Source organism: Rhodobacter flavimaris (assembly GCF_021378075.1).
Classification (GTDB): Bacteria; Pseudomonadota; Alphaproteobacteria; order Rhodobacterales; family Rhodobacteraceae; genus Rhodobacter; species Rhodobacter flavimaris.
The window spans coordinates 18,681-35,289 of the sequence record NZ_JAJUOS010000011.1 but is presented as its reverse complement, the minus strand read 5'-3'; the positions used below and the strand labels follow the sequence as shown (position 1 = coordinate 35,289).

Here is a 16,609-nt window from a genome sequence, read left to right as displayed (position 1 = left end):
CTGCTTTCACATTTCATGAAATGGGAGATCCCGCGCCCCGTTCAAGAGCGCATGTAAATCTTTTTTACATTTTCTTCCTAGGGAGCTATTCGACGAAATCCGCAAGCGTCGCGCCGGTGATGCGCAGCAATTCACGCGGGTCTATCGCGAAGATATGGCGCGGAGTGCCCGCCGCGGCCCAGACCCGATCAAACGCCAGCAGGCGCGGGTCGTAATAACTGGCGACCGGACTCAGATGTCCGACGGGCGAGACGCCCCCGATGGCAAAGCCGGTCTCGGCGCGGATAAGGGCGGCATCAGCCTTGCCAAGCGGCTGGCGCGCGACCGCGCTGGCCTTATCGGCGCAGACCCGGTTGCCGCCTGCGGTCAGGAAGAGCGCGACATGGCCACTTTCCTCGCCGCGGAAGATGATCGACTTGACGATCTGATCGACCGCGCAACCCGCCGCGCCGGCGGCCTCCTGCGCGGTGCGCGCTTGGCCTACCTCGAGAATCTCGAAGCTCACACCCGTCTCCAGCAGGGCGCTCTCGACCCGTTTCAAAGATTTGCTCATGGCCTTGTCCTTCCGCTTTGCCCCAGCTGTAGGGGGCGCGCGTGGCCAAGGGAAGCCCATTGACCCGCCCGAGCCGAACAGTAGTCTGACGCCATGAATTTCGCATCGCGTCTGACCCGCTGTCCCATCCCCTTCGAGCCCGAGCGCGGCGCCGATGTGGCAGGACAATTCACCGACCTTCCCCCCGAAATGCGCGCCCTCGTCGCTGGCACGGCGGGCTGTTCGCCCTTCCTCGCCGGGCTGCTGACGCGCGAAGCGGACTGGTTGCGCGCGGCGCTGGGCGACACGCCTGAGACCGCCTTGGCGGGAGAGTTAATCCGAATCGGCGAGGTGCCGCTGGATGCGCTGGCTGATGAGTTGCGCCGGGCCAAGCGGCGCATCGCCCTTCTGACCGGGCTTGCCGATTTAGGGGGCGTCTGGACGCTCGAGCAGGTGACCGGTGCGCTGACCGATCTGGCCGACCACGCGGTGAATCTGGCCATCACCCGGCTGGTCGCCGATGAGATCCGCCGCAACAAGATCCCCGGAGCCGCGCCGCAGGATGCCGAGACCGGGGCAGGGATGGTGGCGCTGGCCATGGGCAAGATGGGCGCGGGGGAGCTGAACTACTCCTCGGATATCGACCTCATCTGCCTCTTCGATCAGACCCGCTATGACCCAGCGGACGTGATGGAGGCCCGCGCGGCCTTCATCCGCGTAACCCGCAAGATGGCGGCGATGCTCTCGGATATCACCGGCGAGGGCTATGTCTTCCGCACCGACCTGCGCCTACGCCCCGACGCAAGTGTGACGCCGGTCTGCATCTCAATGGCCTCGGCCGAGCTGTATTACGAGGCCGAGGGCCGGACGTGGGAGCGCGCGGCCTATATCAAGGCGCGCGCCTGCGCGGGCGATATCGGCGCGGGGGAGCGGTTCTTGCAGACGCTGACCCCCTTCGTCTGGCGCAAGCACCTCGATTTCGCGGCCATTCAGGACGCCCATGACATGCGTCTTCGCATCCGCGAGCATAAGGGCCTGCACGGGCCGATCACCTTGCCCGGCCACAACATGAAACTGGGGCAGGGCGGCATCCGCGAGATCGAATTCTTCACCCAAACCCGTCAGCTGATCGCGGGCGGGCGCGACCCGGAACTGCGCGACCGCACGACCGTTGGCGGGTTGCGCCGTCTGGCCGCGAAGGACTGGGTGCCGCCGGCCGTTGCCGAGGAACTGATCGAACATTACCGCGAGCATCGCGACATCGAGCATCGCATCCAGATGGTGAACGACGCGCAGACCCAGCTTCTGCCCAACAGTCCCGAGGGGCTGGCGCGGATCGCCGCGATGATGGGCGAGGGCGATCCGGCCAAATGGTCGGCGCATCTGGTCGAACGCTTGCAGCGCGTCGAGGAACTGACCGGCGCCTTCTTCGCCCCGGGCGAGGCTGCCGCGCGTCCTGAACTTTCGGCTTCGGCCGCCGCGATTGTCGAGGGCTGGCGCAGCTACGCCTGCCTGCGTTCGGAGCGCGCGCGGGGGATCTTCCGCCGGGTCGAGCCCGAGCTGCTGCGCCGCCTGCAACGCGCCGCGAACCCCGAAGGGGCGCTGCGCCAGTTCGACGGGTTCCTGCGTGGCCTGCCTGCGGGCGTTCAGCTGTTTTCGCTGTTCGATGCCAACCCGCAGCTGATCGAGTTGATCGTCGATATCTGCACTACCGCCCCGGCGTTGGCCGCGCATCTGTCGCGCAACGCGGGCGTGCTGGATGCGGTGCTTGGCGGTTCATTCTTCGAGCCATGGCCCGGCCCCGACGGGGTGCTGCAGAACCTGCGCGAGGCCCTCGCCGCGGCGCCAGATTACGAGAAAAAGCTAGATACCGCGCGGCGTTGGGCCAAGGAGTTCAAGTTCCGTGTCGGCGTGCATCACCTGCGCGGGCTGGTCGATGCGGGCGAAGCGGCCAAGCAATATGCCGATATTGCAAGCGCCGCGGTGGCCGCGCTCTGGCCCGAGGTGCAGGCCGAATTCGCGGCCAAGCATGGCCCGCCGCCCGGACGCGGGGCCGTGGTGCTGGGGATGGGCTCGCTTGGGGCCGAGCGGTTGAACGCCTCTTCGGATCTCGATCTGATCGTGATCTATGACCCCCAGGGGGTCGAGATGTCGGAAGGGCGCAAGCCCCTGGCGACGCGCCCCTATTATGCGCGCCTGACGCAAGCCCTGATCACCGCGCTGACCGCACAGATGCCCGAGGGGCGGCTTTACGAGGTGGACATGCGTCTGCGCCCCTCGGGTCGGCAGGGGCCGGTCGCAACCTCGATCGAAAGCTTCCGGTCGTATCAGATGGATGAGGCCTGGACCTGGGAGCATCTGGCGCTGACCCGCGCGCGCCCGGTGGCGGGCGATCCGGGGCTTGCGGCGGATGTCGAGGCGGTGCGCGTCGCTGTTCTGGCCGCGAAGGGCAGCGATCCGAAGGTGATGCCCGACCTGGCCGAGATGCGCGCGCGCATCTTTGCCGCCAAGGCCCCCGACGGTGCGTGGGAGGCCAAGATCGGCCCAGGCCGGTTGCAGGATATCGAACTGCTGGCCCAAAGCTTTGCCCTGCGGGGCGGGGATCCCGCGCGACGGGTCGAGCCGCAGTTGCGCATCGGCCCGAGGCGCGGTCTGATCAGCAAGGAGGACGGCGAGCGCCTTGCCTCGGCCTATCGCTTCCTGTGGCGGCTTCAGGCGGGGGGGCGGTTGCTCACCGACAAGCCGCTCGACATGGAGGCCATCGGCGAGGGCGGGCAGTCTTTCCTGCTACGCGAGGTTGGTGTCGATAGACTTGAGGCCCTTGCCGAACGGCTCGAACGCACCACCTCTGAGGTAGCCGCTATCGTCGAGGCGGCGCTAGGGTGACAAAATGGCGAGGAAAGTCATGGATTTGAACCTTGCGGACCCGAAAGGGCTGATCCGTGAAAGCTACCGGATCGAGGGGATCACCCTGTCCGAATGCCGCTCGATCTTCATGGATTGGGCGCTGAGCCTCGCTCCGGGGCTGGAACCGTTCGACGCCATGCGTACGGTTCTGGCAACCTATGGCGCCGATGCTGAACATCCGATGAGCAAGGTTCTGACCGAGGGGCTGACGCACCCGCCGGGTGGCGCCGGGCGGCGCGGCGGGCGTGCCGCGCGCTTTGGCGCCTAGCGCGGCAGGGCGGCGGCTTCGCGGGCGAGGGCTTCGATCCCGGCCCAATCGCCATTCTCGACCTTGTCGTTTGGCGCAACCCACGATCCGCCTGCGCAAAGCACGTTCGGCAAGCTAAGGTAATCATTGGCGTTTTGCAGGCTGATGCCGCCCGTCGGGCAGAAGCTGATCTGCGGCAGCGGCCCGCCAAGCGCCTTGATCGCGGGCGCTCCGCCCGAGGTGGCGGCGGGGAAGAACTTGAGCACGTCAAAGCCCCATTCCATCGCGCGCATCACCTCGGAGGCGGTGACGGCACCGGGAAGCAGCGGCAGGCCTTCGTCCTCACAGGCTTTCACGAGGCGCTCGGTCGCACCGGGCGAGACGCCGAACTTTGCGCCCGCGGCCTTGGCGGCCTTGACGTCGGCCGGGGTAATCAGCGTTCCCGCTCCAACCACGCCGCCCTCGACCTCGGACATGGCGCGGATCGCATCAAGCGCGCAGGGTGTGCGCAGAGTGACCTCAAGCGCGGGCAGCCCGCCGGCCACCAGCGCGCGGGCGAGCGGGGCGGCATGGCCCAACTCCTTGACGACGATCACCGGGACGATCGGAGCGAGCGCACAGATCTTGCGGGCGGCGGCGGATTGTTCGGCGGGGGTCATGGTGTCCCTCTCGTGGGCTTGAAATCAGACGATCACGGCCGCGCCATCGGTGGCGGGGCCGACATTGCGACGGAAGGCGGCGAACAGCTCGCGCCCAAGGCCATGGGCATTGTGCGACAGATCTGCGGAGACCGGGGTGCGGCTGTCAAAATCGGCGGCAAGGCAGGTCAGTACACCTTTTTCCGCATCGAGACGCACGATGTCGCCGTCGCGCAGCTTGGCCAGCGGGCCGCCGCAGGCCGCCTCGGGGCTGACATGAATCGCGGCGGGCACCTTGCCCGAGGCCCCCGACATGCGCCCGTCGGTCACCAGTGCGACCTTGAGACCGCGCCCCTGCAAGACCGACAGTGTCGGGGTGAGCGAGTGCAGCTCGGGCATTCCGTTTGCCTGCGGGCCCTGGAAGCGCACGACGACCACGGTATCCGAGGTGAACTCGTCGCGTTTAAAGGCCGCGCGGACGTCTTCCTGGTTGTGGAAGATGCGCACCGGGGCCTCGATCAGGTGATGTTCGGGCGCCACGGCCGAGATCTTGATGACCCCGCGCCCGAGGTTGCCCGAAAGCTGGCGCAGGCCACCCTGAGGCTGGAACGGGTTGGTGGCGGGGCGCACGATCTTGTCATTGAGCGTCTCGCCTGGACCCTCGGCCCAGTCGAGCTTGCCGTCAATAAGCTTCGGCTCGCGGGTATAGGCCTCAAGCCCGTCGCCCGCGACGGTCTTGGCATCGGCATGCAGCAATCCCGCGCCAAGAAGCTCTCGGATCAGGAATTGCAGCCCGCCCGCGGCATGGAAGTGGTTCACGTCGGCCAGACCGTTCGGATAGACCTTGGCCATCAGCGGCACCACGGCCGAGATGTCGTCGAAATCAGCCAGATCCAGCACGATCCCGGCGGCGCGCGCCATGGCGGGCAGGTGCAGCACGAGGTTGGTCGATCCGCCGGTGGCCATCAGTCCGACAAGGCCGTTCACGAAGGCGCGCTCATCAAGGATCTCGCCCGCGGGGCGGTAGTCATTGCCAAGCGCGGTGATTTCGGCGGCGCGGCGGGCGGCCTGAACCGTGAGCGCCTCGCGCAGGGGCGTGTTTGGGTTCACGAAGCTAGACCCGGGCAGGTGCAGGCCCATGAATTCCATCAGCATCTGGTTGGTATTCGCGGTGCCGTAGAAGGTGCAGGTGCCCGGCCCGTGATAGGAGGCCATCTCGGCCTCCATCAGCTTGTCGCGCCCGACCTCGCCGGTGGCGAATTGCTGGCGCACCTTGGCCTTTTCGTCGTTCGGCAGGCCCGAGGTCATTGGCCCGGCAGGCACGAAGACCGCGGGGATATGCCCGAACGTGGCCGCCGCCATGATCAGCCCCGGCACGATCTTGTCGCAGACCCCCAGATAAAGCGCCGCGTCAAAGGTGTTGTGGCTCAGCGAGATCCCCGCCGCCAGCGCGATCACATCGCGCGAGAAGAGGCTCAGCTCCATCCCCGGCTGGCCCTGCGTGACACCATCGCACATGGCCGGAACGCCGCCCGCGACCTGCGCGGTCACGCCAAGCTTGCGCAGGCTGTCCTTGATCAGGCGCGGGTAGCTTTCATAGGGCTGATGCGCCGAGAGCATGTCGTTATAGGCCGTCACGATCCCGATATTGGCCGCGCGCCCCTCGGCCAGCGCGGGCTTGTCACGCTCCATCGCCGCATAGGCGTGGGCTTGGTTGCCGCAGCTCAGGTGTGCCCGCACGGGGCCGGCGCTTGCCGCCTCGCGGATGCGCGCAAGGTACTCGCCCCGCTGCCCCGCCGAACGCTCCCGAATGCGATCGGTCACGCGGGCGAGGGTGTCATTGAGCGGTGCGGGGCGCTTGGTCATGGCTTTAGACGAGTCCTTGCTAGTCGCCGGTCTCGGCGCAATCTGTCGGCTCTCTACACAGTTAGCGCTAACAATGCAACTCTCAAAGCCGAAAACTGGCGGGCAGTGGGTGCCGTTTGCGTCACCGCTGCGGCAAATTGCACGAAACTGAATATTCTTTTTGGCCACCCGCGCAAGGGAATGTTAACAGAACGCCGAAATTCAAAGGGACCGTTCGATGAAAGGTATCAACAGTTTAGCATTCGGCGCCATGCTTGTGTTGACGTCCGCCTGTACGGACGGCGCCCCCTTTGGCTTGCTGCGCCTGCCCCCGGCCGAGAACCAGATCCACGCCAGGACGGGCACGGAAACCCGCCCCGCATACGATATCCGCAGGGCCGAAGTGCGCGTGTCACGGGCGCTGACCGTGTCCGAAGAGAACCAGATCTACCCCTGGGCCGATATCGTCTGGCGCGGCGATCCTCCGGGGGATCGTTACGACCAGATCTCGACGATCTTCAATGCGGTGGTGGCCGATTTGTCGTGGCAGATGCAGACGGGGGCGCCGGTCATTCTGGTCATCGACGTGCGCGGGTTCCATGCCTTGACCGAGAAGGCGCGCTACGGCTATGGCGGCAACTACAGCATCTCGTTCGACCTTGCCCTGCGCGACGCCACGAGCGGGGTCGAGCTGCGCCCCGCCGAGCGCATCAATATCATTGAGCCCGCAGCTTGGGGTCAGCAGGCCGCCGACAATGAAGCGCGCGGTCAGACGCAGAAGGTCGTGGTGACCCGGCTAATCACCGAGGCAATCGAGCGGCACCTGAGCCGCCCGCTGGCGCCCGGCGCGTAGGGCTCGGGCTTTTCGCGGGGCCGCGAACCGGGTAGAGGAGGCGGAAACGCCCCTCTAGCCGGAGCCAACCGATGACCGAAACCACCGCCCGCCCGCGCCCCGTTGTCCGTCTGCGCCCCAAGGCCGAAGCGCGCGCCATCCGTCACGGCTTTCCCTGGGTCTATGGCGACGAGCTGGTGACCGACCGGCGCACCCAGTCCATGGCGCCCGGCACCATCGCGACGCTGGAGGATGCCGAGCGGCGCCCGCTGGCGACGGTCACGGTCAATCCAAACTCGAAGATCATCGCACGTGTTCTTGACCGCAACCCCGAGGCGGTGATCGACCGCGACTGGCTGATCGACCGGCTGGCCCATGCGCAGGCACTGCGCGAGCGCCTGTTCGACGCGCCCTTCTACCGGCTGGTCCATGCCGAGGCCGACGGTCTGCCCGGCGTCATCATCGACCGCTTCGGCGATGTCGCTGTGGTCCAGCCCAACGCCGCTTGGGCAGAAATGATGATCGACGATCTTGCCTCGGCACTGACCGAGGTTGCGGGCGTGAAAACGGTCATCAAGAACGGCTCGGGCCGCGCGCGGGGCCTTGAGGGGCTGCCCGAGGAAACGCTGGTTCTGAACGGCGAGGTTTCCGGGCCGATCCCGGTGCCGATGAACGGCGCGATCTACATGGCCGATGTGATCGGCGGGCAGAAAACGGGGCTGTTTTTCGACCAGCGCCCGAACCACGCTTTCGCGGCGCGTCTGGCGAAAGGTGCGCGGGTGCTCGATGTGTTCAGCCACGTCGGCGGTTTCGCGCTGGCCTGCCTTGCCGGTGGGGCGCAGTCGGCGCTGTCCGTCGATGCCTCGGCCGCGGCGCTGGATCTGGCGCGTCAGGGGGCGGAGGCCATGGGCGGCGGTGCGCGTTTCTCAACCCGTCAGGGCGATGCCTTCGCCACGCTTGAAGCCCTTGGCGCCGAGGGTGAGACCTTCGATGTGGTGATCTGTGATCCGCCCGCCTTTGCGCCCTCGAAGCAGGCGCTTCAGGCCGGGCTGCGGGCCTATGAGCGCGTCGCGCGGCTTGCGGCGCAGCTGGTCGCGCCGGGCGGGTACCTAGTACTGTGCTCCTGCTCGCACGCCGCCGATTTGGTGCAATTCCGTGCCGCCTCGGCGCGCGGGATCGGCAAGGGCGGGCGCCGCTCGCAGCTGATCCACACGGGCTACGCGGGGCCGGACCACCCGATGCTGCCGCAACTGGCCGAATCGGGCTATCTCAAGTCGTTGTTCTTCCGGCTCGACTGATGAAGGTGCTACTCGACGCCTGTGTGCTATTGCCCACCGTCCTGCGCGAGATCCTGATCGGTGTGGCGCGGGCGGGGTATTACACGCCACTCTGGTCGGACCGTATCCTGGAGGAATGGGCCCGCGCCGCCGCGCGCTTCAGCCCGGCCGATGAGGCCATCGCGCGCGGACAGATTGCGCTGTTGCGCGCCGAGTTCCCCAAGGCCTGCGTGGCACCGCGCCCCGGCGTCGAGGCACGCCTCCATCTGCCGGATGAAAACGATATCCACGTGCTCGCGGCCGCGATCTCGGGCCATGCCGATGCGATCTGCACCTTCAACGCTGTGGATTTCCCGCGCAACGTGCTTGCCGCCGAGGGCCTGACGCGCCGCGACCCCGACGGCTTCCTGTGGGAGCTATGGTCCGAGCGCCCCGAGGGCATCGAAACCGTGGTCGAGGCCGTGCGTGCCGAGGCCGAACGGCTTTCGGGCGTGCCCCAGCCGTTGCGGCCGCTGCTCAAACGCGCGAAGCTGCCGCGTCTGGGGAAGGTGTTGAGTTGAACATGCTGGGCTTCATCTCGGTTACGGAGAAGGGCGGGGCGGATCGGTTGCTGGCCGATCTGGCTGAACAGTTGCGCGCCGAGGGGGCGCCGCTGGTGGCGATGGTCCGCGCCGATACGCCCGCCGCGCGCCCCTGCGAGATGCACCTGCGCCTGCTTCCCGCCGAGGAGGTCCGCGCGATTTCGCAAGACCTCGGGCCGGGGGCGGATGCCTGCACACTTGACGCGGGCGCGCTGGAGGAAGCCGTTGCCGCAACAGCCCGCGCGATCGAGCATGCTCCGGAGGGCGCCGCGCTGATCCTGAACAAATTCGGCAAGCAAGAGGCCGCCGGGCGCGGCTGTCGTGACCTGATCGGTCTTGGTCTGGCCCGAGGCTTGCGCGTTCTGATCTCGGTGCCGCCCGAAACCCGCGACGCGTTCGAGGCATTCTCGGACGGATTGGCGGAAGAACTTCGGCCAGAAATTCAGCAGCTTGCAGATTTCGTGAAAGTATCCTCTTGATCGCACCGGGCAAGAACTTGGCCCGAGACGGATCGCGGGCTAGACTTCTGGGCGTCAAGCGGCTAGAAGGCGCACGTTAGCGCTAACAGTTCCTGCAACGGAGAGCCCAATGGTTTCGCGTGTCATTCCGGTGGATCCCTTCGATCTGGTGGTCTTCGGCGCCACCGGCGATCTGGCCAACCGCAAGATCCTGCCGGGCCTCTACCGGAGGTTCTTTGCCGGGCAGATCCCCGAGGGCGCACGCATCATCGGTGCCGCGCGCACCGAGATGGACACGGCCGCATTTCGCGCCCATGCGCGCGCGGCGATTGATGAGCATGTGGGCGCGGGCAAACGCGACGCGGCGCAGATCGAGGCGTTTCTGGGCATCCTTGAATATGTCCCGATCGACGCGATGGGCGAGGGCGGCTGGACTACGCTCAAGGCACTTGTGCGACCCCAGTTGATCAATGCGTTCTATTTCTCGGTCGCGCCGGCGCTGTTCGGGCCGCTGGCCGAACGCCTGCACGCCTTTGGGATCGCGGCCGCCGAGGCGCGCATCGTGGTCGAAAAGCCCTTCGGGCGCGATCTGGCTTCGGCCAAGGCACTGAACGCCACGCTGGCCGAGCATTTTGACGAAACGCAGATTTACCGCATCGATCATTACCTGGGTAAGGAGACGGTGCAGAACCTGATGGCGGTGCGCTTTGCCAATATCCTGTTCGAGCCGCTCTGGAACGCGCAATTCGTCGATCACGTCCAGATCACCGTCGCCGAGACGGTCGGTGTCGGTGGGCGGGGCTCGTATTACGACAAGTCCGGCGCGATGCGGGACATGGTGCAAAACCACCTCATGCAGCTTCTGTGCCTGATCGCGATGGAGCCGCCCTACCATTTCGACCCGGATGCTGTGCGGGATGAAAAGCTCAAGGTCATCCGCGCGCTGCAGCCCGTCTTGGCGGCGGATATCGTGCGCGGACAATACCTTGCGCACCGTTCTGACGATGGAAAGGGACACCAGCCGGGGTATCTGGAGGATGCAGAGAACCCCGACAGCCGGACCGAAAGCTACATCGCGCTGCGGGTGCATGTCGCGAACTGGCGCTGGAAGGGCACGCCTTTCTACCTGCGCACCGGCAAGCGGTTGCGGGCGCGCACCTCGGAAATCGCGATCACATTCAAGGAACCGCCGCATTCGATCTTCGACGAGGCGGACGAAACCTGGCGCGAGAATGTCCTGGTGATCCGCCTTCAGCCGAACGAGGGCATGAACCTCAAGATGATGATCAAGGAGCCGGGGCCGGGCGGGATGCGCCTGGTGCAGGTGCCGCTCGACATGTCCTTTGCCGAGGCGTTGGGCGAGGACGGGGCGGATATCCCCGACGCCTATGAGCGGCTGATCATGGATGTCATCCGCGGCAACCAGACGCTGTTCATGCGCGGCGACGAGGTCGAGGCGGCATGGGCCTGGACCGATCCGATCATCGAGGGGTGGACCGCGCGGGGCGACCGTCCGCAGGGTTACGATGCGGGCTCGTCGGGACCCGAGGATGCGCTGATGCTGATGCACCGCGACGGACGCCGCTGGCGGGAGATCCGCGAATGAACTTCAAGGCCTATCCGGACCGCGACCTGCTGATGCTCGATCTGGCCGATCAGATCGCGGGCGAGCTGCGGCGCGCGCTGGAGGTTGACGGGCGGGCCACCCTGTCGGTTCCCGGTGGCACGACGCCGGGACCGGTCTTCGACATCCTCTCGGGGCTGGATCTGGATTGGGGACGCGTTTCGGTGTTGCTCAATGATGAGCGGTGGGTGGATGAAAACAGCCCGCGCTCGAACACCCGGCTGCTGCGCGAACGCCTGCTGACCGGGCGGGCCGCCGCTGCGCAGCTCGTGCCGCTTTATGCCCCCGCGACGAAGCCCGAAGACAAGCTTGCGGAACTGGCCGAGGGGATCGCCCCGGCGCTGCCGATCACGGTTTTGCTGCTCGGGATGGGGGCGGATATGCATACAGCGAGCCTTTTTCCCGGCGCCGACCGGCTGGCCGAGGCGCTTTCCGATGCCGCCCCTGCGGTCATGGCGTTGCGCGCCGAAGCCGCGGGCGAGCCGCGCATTACCCTGACCGCCCCGGTCCTGCGCGACGCAATGCATATCCACATTCTGATCACCGGCGCCGAGAAACGCGCCGCGATTGAGCGCGCGGTCACCCTTCCAGAGGAAGAGGCCCCCGTGCGCTGTGTCCTCAAAAACGCCACTGTTCACTGGGCTGAATAACATGACGATTTGGACCGAGCTGCTGACCCGTGCCGAGGCCGTGACAACGCGTCGCATCGCGGAATTGTTCGAAAATGGAAATCGAGCGGCCGAATTCACCTGTGAATCCGGCCCGTTTGCGTTTGATTACTCCAAGACGAATATCGACGCGACCGCGCTGGATCTGCTGGTTCGCCTGGCTGAGGGCGCCGATCTCGCTTCCAAGCGCGAGGCGATGTTCTCCGGCGCCAAGATCAATGAAACCGAGGGGCGCGCGGTGCTGCATACCGCGCTGCGCAACCTCAGCCACCCGGTCTGCGTCGATGGCGAGGACGTCATGCCGAAGGTGCGCAAGACCCATGCGCGCATGGTCGGCTTTGCCCGCGACGTGCGCGATGGGCGCTTTGCCGGGCAGGGTGGTGCGATCACCGATGTTGTGAATATCGGCATCGGCGGCTCGGACCTGGGGCCCGCGATGGCCACGCTGGCGCTTGCGCCCTATCATGACGGGCCGCGCTGTCATTTTGTTTCGAACGTCGATGGCGCGCATATCCACGACACGCTCAAGGGGCTGAACCCGGAAACGACGCTGGTCATCGTGGCCTCGAAGACCTTCACTACCATTGAGACCATGACCAATGCCGAGACGGCGCGGCGCTGGATGGCGCAGACGGTCAAAGACCCCGCGGCGCAATTCGCGGCGCTCAGCACCGCTAGCGACAAGACCGCCGCTTTCGGCATCCACCCCGCGCGGGTCTTCGGATTTGAGGATTGGGTCGGCGGGCGCTACTCGATGTGGGGGCCGATCGGGCTGTCGCTGATGCTGGCCATCGGCCCCGAGCAGTTCGACGCGATGCTGCGCGGCGCGGCAGCGATGGACGCGCATTTCCGCGCAGCCCCGCTTGTGCAGAACCTGCCGGTGCTGCTCGCGCTGGTCGGGATCTGGCACAACCAGTTCTGCGGCTATGCGACGCGCGCGGTGCTGCCTTACGACCAGCGGCTATCGCGCCTGCCGGCCTATCTGCAACAGCTTGAGATGGAATCGAACGGCAAGCGCGTCAGCATGGATGGCGCGGAACTGCCCTATCACTCGGGGCCGGTGGTCTGGGGTGAGCCCGGCACGAACGGGCAGCACGCTTTCTATCAGCTGATCCACCAGGGCACCCGCGTTATTCCCTGCGAATTCATGCTGGCGGCAGAGGGGCATGAACCCGATCTGGCGCATCAGCACCTGCTGCTTGCGGCCAACTGCCTTGCCCAGTCCGAGGCGCTGATGCGTGGCCGCAGCCTTGCCGAGGCGACCGAGATCATGCGCAAGAAGGGGCTAACCGGCGCCGAACTGGAACGCCAGGCCCGCCACCGGGTCTTCCCCGGCTCGCGCCCCTCGACCACGTTGCTTTATCCCAAGCTGACGCCCGAGGTCTTTGGCGGGATCGTCGCGCTCTATGAGCACCGCGTGTTCGTCGAGGGCGTGATCCTCGGGATCAACAGCTTTGACCAGTGGGGGGTAGAGCTGGGCAAGGAACTGGCGCTTGCGCTGGCCCCGGTGCTTGAGGGCACCTCGGATGGTGCGGGCAAGGATGGCTCGACACTTGCGCTGGCAGCACGGGTGCGCGCGCTGCGGGGCTGACCTCAGCGCGTTTCCTTCGGACGCATCACCAGCCAGATCAGCGCCGCGCCCGCGAGCGTCAGGAAGGGCAGCATGGCAAGGTTCACCGCCTGCCAGCCCGCCTGCGGATCGCCCGCCTGAGCACAGTTCATCAGGCTGCCCGAGCTGAGCGAGGCCACGAACACGCCTCCGAAGACCACGAAATCGTTAATGCCCTGGATATGGCCGCGCTCTTCGGGCGAATGCGCGCTGGCCAGCATCGCGGTCGAGCCGATGAAGCCGAAGTTCCAGCCGACGCCCAGAAGAACAAGGGCAATAAAGAAGTTTTCAAGCTCGACGCCGGTCATCGCCACGGCCCCCGAGGCCGCAAGGATCAAAAGGCCGATGCCGACGATCACCTCGCGCCCGAAGCGGGCAATCAGCGTTCCGGTGAAGAACGAGGGCACATACATCGCCAAAACGTGCGCCGAGACGATATCGGCGGCGTCGCCTGCCTCGAACCCGCAGCCCACAACCGCAAGCGGAGTCGAGGTCATCACGAGGTTCATCAGCGCGTAGGACACCATACCGCAGACCATCGCGACCGCGATGACCGGATCGCGCAGCAGCTCGCGCCGGGAGCGACCGGGATGGGCGGCGCCCTTGGCGCGGCGGCCCGGCGCCGGGATGCGCAGGAAGGCAAACAGCAACGGCCCGAGAAGGTTGATGCCGACGATGGCAAGATAGGTCGCCATGAATGGCACGGCCATGGCCTGCGAGGTCGCCTTGACCAACTGCGGGCCGATGATCGCCGCCGCAAGCCCGCCCGCCATGACGTAGGAAATGGCCTTGGGTTGGAACTCGGGGCTTGCGCCGTCGGTTGCGGCAAAGCGGTAGAAACCCTGCGCGGACATATAGATGCCCGTCAGGAACGAGCCCGCCATGAAGAGCGAAAACGACCCTATATAAAGCGCGCGGGCCGCGATGGCGGCGCCGATGGCGCCCGCGACCGTCGAAAGGATGAAACCGGCTCGGCGCCCGTAGGCCGACATGAACTCGGACATCGGCTGCGCCGACAGCACCGAGCCGAGCACGATCAGCGACAAGGGCAGGGTGGACCAGCACGTGTTGGGCGCCAGCGACTGGCCGGCCAACCCGCCCACCGTGAAGATCATCGACATCTGCGCGCCAAGCAAAGCCTGCGCGAGGACGAGCACAATCACATTGCGCCATTTGCCCGCTGAGGGCGCGTCAAGAAGGCCGGTGGTATCTTTCATGGCCCAAGCCGTAGCGGGGCGCGAAGGGGCTGGCAAGAGTGCGCGCGATGAGGCAGGCTCGCCCCATGGTGGGACGTATCATCGCATGCGAGGCGGATATTGCAGAGGGCGCGGCGTGGCTGGCGAACGCCGAGCCGCGATTCGCCCATGCGCTGGAGTTGACCGGGCCCTGGCCCCTGCGGCGGCGCGCGGACGGGTTCGAGGCGCTGCGCGATGCGATTCTTGGCCAGCAGGTCTCGGTCGCGGCGGCAAGCTCGATCCGTAACAAGCTGCTGACGGCCGGGTTTGGGGCGCCTGAGGCGATTGCCTGCGCGAGCGAGGACGATTTGCGCGGCTGTAGCCTCTCGCGCCAGAAAGTGCGCTATGTTCAGGCGCTTGCCTCTGCAGGGATTGATTTCGACGCGCTGCGCCACCTGCCGAATGAAGAGGTGGTGGCGACGCTTTTGCCGCTGCCGGGCATCGGGCGCTGGACGGTCGAGATGTATCTGATCTTCGCGCTCGGGCGGGCCGATGTGTTCGCGGTGGACGATCTGGCGCTGGCCGAGGGGGCGCGCATGCTCTTTGACCTGCCAGAGCGGCCGAAACGCAAAGAATTCAACGCGCTGTCCGAGGCTTGGGCACCCTGGAGGGCCGTTGCGGCGCGTGGGCTTTGGGCCTATTACGCTTGGGCGAAACAGAGGGAAGGGGTGGCGCCATGACGCGGGAACTCAAGGTCGGGCGCAAGGCGCCGAAATCGGGGAAGGTGAAGTCGGCGGTGGTCTTCCTGCACGGCTACGGTGCTGACGGGGCAGACCTTCTGGGGCTGGCCGATCCGCTCGCGCCGCATCTGTCCGACACGCTGTTCCTGGCCCCCGACGCGCCCGAGCCGTGCTCGGGCAACCCCTTTGGGCGGCAGTGGTTCCCGATCCCGTGGCTTGACGGCTCGAGCGAGGAAGCCGCCGCGCAGGGCCTGCAATCAGCGGCGCGCGACCTGAATGCCTTTCTTGACGGGTTGCTTGAAGAAGAGGAGCTAACGCCTTCGCAACTGGCAATTATCGGCTTTTCGCAAGGCACGATGATGGCGCTTGAGGTCACCCCGCGCCGGCCCGCGCCGGTGGCGGCGGTGGTGGCCTTCTCGGGGCGGCTCTTGCGCCCCGACGCGCTGGCGGAAGAGGCGGTCTCGAAGCCGCCGGTGCTGTTGATCCACGGCGATGCCGACCCGGTCGTGCCCTTTGCCGACATGGGGCTGGCGGGGGACGCGCTGGTCACGGCGGGGTTCGAAACCTATGCGCATGTGATGAAGGGCACTGGCCACGGCATCGCACCGGACGGGCTTTCGGTTGCGCTCTCGTTCCTCAAGCAAAAGCTTCCGGGCTAAGGGCAGGGTTGCGCACCTGGGCACGGCCCTTGACGCGCTGTGCTGCACCATGTCACCCGGACGTCACATCCCCGTGTTAGGCATGCTGCGCGGCAGAAAAATCGCATATGGCGAGGCTTGCCAGATGCGAAACGCCATATATAGTTATCTTATCGGCAGGGGCGGTTCCCCGCCCCCAGCCACCCGACGGGCGACAGGGCGAGGGCGGAGTCACGCATGCTGGACCACGGCGACAGGACCGAGTTTCGAACGCAATTCGTGCGAGAGCCATCCGCGCTCCGGCACTATCCCGCGCTGGTGCTAAACGCGGATTTCAGGCCGCTCTCCTATTACCCGCTGTCGCTCTGGCCCTGGCAGGAGGCGATCAAGGCGGTCTGCCTCGACAGGGTGATCATCCTCGCGGAATATGACGAGGTGGTCCGATCGCAGAGGGAGGCGATACGCATCCCCTCGGTCGTGGTCCTCAAGGAATTCGTTCGTCCCCAGAAGCGCGTGGCATTCACGCGCTTCAATCTTTTTCTGAGGGACGAATTCTGCTGCCAGTATTGCGGCTCGAAGGGGGATCTGACCTTCGACCACGTGGTGCCGCGCTCGCGCGGGGGAATCACCAGTTGGGAGAATGTCGTGGCCGCCTGCGCGCCCTGCAACTTGCGCAAGGCCAACAAGCCGCTGAAGGATTCGGGGCTGCATCTGCGCAAGCCGGCGCGCCAGCCCTCGCCCGAAGAGATGCACGCGGTCGGCCGCCGCTTCCCGCCGGGGCATCTGCACGAAAGCTGGATGGATTTCCTGTATTGGGATGCCGAGCTGGAGGCCTAAG

At 66.3% G+C, this 16,609-nt stretch carries 16 protein-coding genes; 12 read left to right on the top strand and 4 right to left on the bottom strand.

From position 1 onward, the window contains the following. Positions 1 to 85: 85 nt before the first annotated feature. Complete coding sequence (locus tag LZA78_RS13905; RefSeq protein ID WP_233677523.1) at positions 86 to 553, bottom strand: YbaK/EbsC family protein; 468 nt, start codon at positions 551 to 553, stop codon at positions 86 to 88. Positions 554 to 646: 93 nt separating this feature from the next. Between LZA78_RS13905 and glnE the strand changes: the two genes are divergently transcribed. Together glnE and LZA78_RS13895 are read left to right on the top strand one after the other, a co-directional pair. Then, on the top strand, positions 647 to 3,418 hold the full coding sequence (gene glnE / locus LZA78_RS13900) for a bifunctional [glutamate--ammonia ligase]-adenylyl-L-tyrosine phosphorylase/[glutamate--ammonia-ligase] adenylyltransferase (protein WP_233677522.1): 2,772 nt from the start codon (positions 647 to 649) through the stop codon (positions 3,416 to 3,418). A 19-nt stretch (positions 3,419 to 3,437) separates the two neighbouring features. After that, the gene (locus LZA78_RS13895) at positions 3,438 to 3,707 is read left to right on the top strand and encodes a hypothetical protein (RefSeq protein ID WP_233677521.1); all 270 of its coding nucleotides are present in this window, start codon (positions 3,438 to 3,440) and stop codon (positions 3,705 to 3,707) included. Here the strand turns inward: LZA78_RS13895 and eda are convergent. Together eda and edd are read right to left on the bottom strand one after the other, a co-directional pair. Continuing rightward, positions 3,704 to 4,345, bottom strand: coding sequence for a bifunctional 4-hydroxy-2-oxoglutarate aldolase/2-dehydro-3-deoxy-phosphogluconate aldolase (eda, locus tag LZA78_RS13890; RefSeq protein WP_233677520.1), 642 nt, complete (start codon positions 4,343 to 4,345; stop codon positions 3,704 to 3,706). The two genes, LZA78_RS13895 and eda, sit on opposite strands and share 4 nt — an antisense overlap. Before the next feature lie 24 nt (positions 4,346 to 4,369). Then, on the bottom strand, positions 4,370 to 6,190 hold the full coding sequence (gene edd / locus LZA78_RS13885; protein ID WP_233677519.1) for a phosphogluconate dehydratase: 1,821 nt from the start codon (positions 6,188 to 6,190) through the stop codon (positions 4,370 to 4,372). A gap of 250 nt (positions 6,191 to 6,440) precedes the next feature. Here edd and LZA78_RS13880 point away from each other — a divergent pair, with 250 nt between their 5' ends. The 7 genes from LZA78_RS13880 (at position 6,441) to pgi (ending at position 13,200) form a co-directional block, all read left to right on the top strand. Continuing rightward, the gene (locus tag LZA78_RS13880) at positions 6,441 to 7,022 is read left to right on the top strand and encodes a DUF6778 family protein (protein ID WP_233677518.1); all 582 of its coding nucleotides are present in this window, start codon (positions 6,441 to 6,443) and stop codon (positions 7,020 to 7,022) included. A 71-nt stretch (positions 7,023 to 7,093) separates the two neighbouring features. Further along, a complete protein-coding gene (locus LZA78_RS13875; protein WP_233677517.1) occupies positions 7,094 to 8,299 on the top strand; it encodes an RSP_2647 family RNA methyltransferase in 1,206 nt (401 codons plus the stop codon). Continuing rightward, the gene (locus LZA78_RS13870) at positions 8,299 to 8,838 is read left to right on the top strand and encodes an RSP_2648 family PIN domain-containing protein (RefSeq protein ID WP_233677516.1); all 540 of its coding nucleotides are present in this window, start codon (positions 8,299 to 8,301) and stop codon (positions 8,836 to 8,838) included. Before LZA78_RS13875 ends, LZA78_RS13870 begins: the two co-directional genes overlap by 1 nt. Before the next feature lie 2 nt (positions 8,839 to 8,840). Continuing rightward, a complete protein-coding gene (locus LZA78_RS13865) occupies positions 8,841 to 9,338 on the top strand; it encodes a DUF2478 domain-containing protein (RefSeq protein WP_233677515.1) in 498 nt (165 codons plus the stop codon). A gap of 109 nt (positions 9,339 to 9,447) precedes the next feature. Continuing rightward, complete coding sequence (zwf, locus tag LZA78_RS13860) at positions 9,448 to 10,923, top strand: glucose-6-phosphate dehydrogenase (RefSeq protein ID WP_233677514.1); 1,476 nt, start codon at positions 9,448 to 9,450, stop codon at positions 10,921 to 10,923. Beyond that, positions 10,920 to 11,591, top strand: a complete 672-nt coding sequence (pgl, locus tag LZA78_RS13855; RefSeq protein WP_233677513.1) for a 6-phosphogluconolactonase — start codon at positions 10,920 to 10,922, stop codon at positions 11,589 to 11,591. Before zwf ends, pgl begins: the two co-directional genes overlap by 4 nt. A gap of 1 nt (position 11,592) precedes the next feature. Next, the gene (pgi, locus tag LZA78_RS13850) at positions 11,593 to 13,200 is read left to right on the top strand and encodes a glucose-6-phosphate isomerase (protein ID WP_233677512.1); all 1,608 of its coding nucleotides are present in this window, start codon (positions 11,593 to 11,595) and stop codon (positions 13,198 to 13,200) included. A gap of 2 nt (positions 13,201 to 13,202) precedes the next feature. Here pgi and LZA78_RS13845 read toward each other — a convergent pair whose 3' ends face one another. Continuing rightward, on the bottom strand, positions 13,203 to 14,435 hold the full coding sequence (locus LZA78_RS13845) for an MFS transporter (RefSeq protein ID WP_233677511.1): 1,233 nt from the start codon (positions 14,433 to 14,435) through the stop codon (positions 13,203 to 13,205). Between the two features lie 65 nt (positions 14,436 to 14,500). On the opposite strand from LZA78_RS13845, the gene LZA78_RS13840 reads away from it, so the two are divergent. The 3 genes from LZA78_RS13840 to LZA78_RS13830 all read left to right on the top strand — a co-directional run bounded on the left by LZA78_RS13840 (position 14,501) and on the right by LZA78_RS13830 (position 16,608). Continuing rightward, the gene (locus LZA78_RS13840; protein WP_233677510.1) at positions 14,501 to 15,133 is read left to right on the top strand and encodes a DNA-3-methyladenine glycosylase family protein; all 633 of its coding nucleotides are present in this window, start codon (positions 14,501 to 14,503) and stop codon (positions 15,131 to 15,133) included. After that, entirely contained in the window at positions 15,130 to 15,792 is a 663-nt protein-coding gene (locus LZA78_RS13835) for an alpha/beta hydrolase (protein ID WP_233677509.1), read from the top strand. Before LZA78_RS13840 ends, LZA78_RS13835 begins: the two co-directional genes overlap by 4 nt. A gap of 216 nt (positions 15,793 to 16,008) precedes the next feature. Next, positions 16,009 to 16,608: an HNH endonuclease gene (locus tag LZA78_RS13830; protein ID WP_438811081.1), complete on the top strand. Its 600-nt coding sequence runs from the start codon at positions 16,009 to 16,011 to the stop codon at positions 16,606 to 16,608. Position 16,609: the final 1 nt, after the last annotated feature.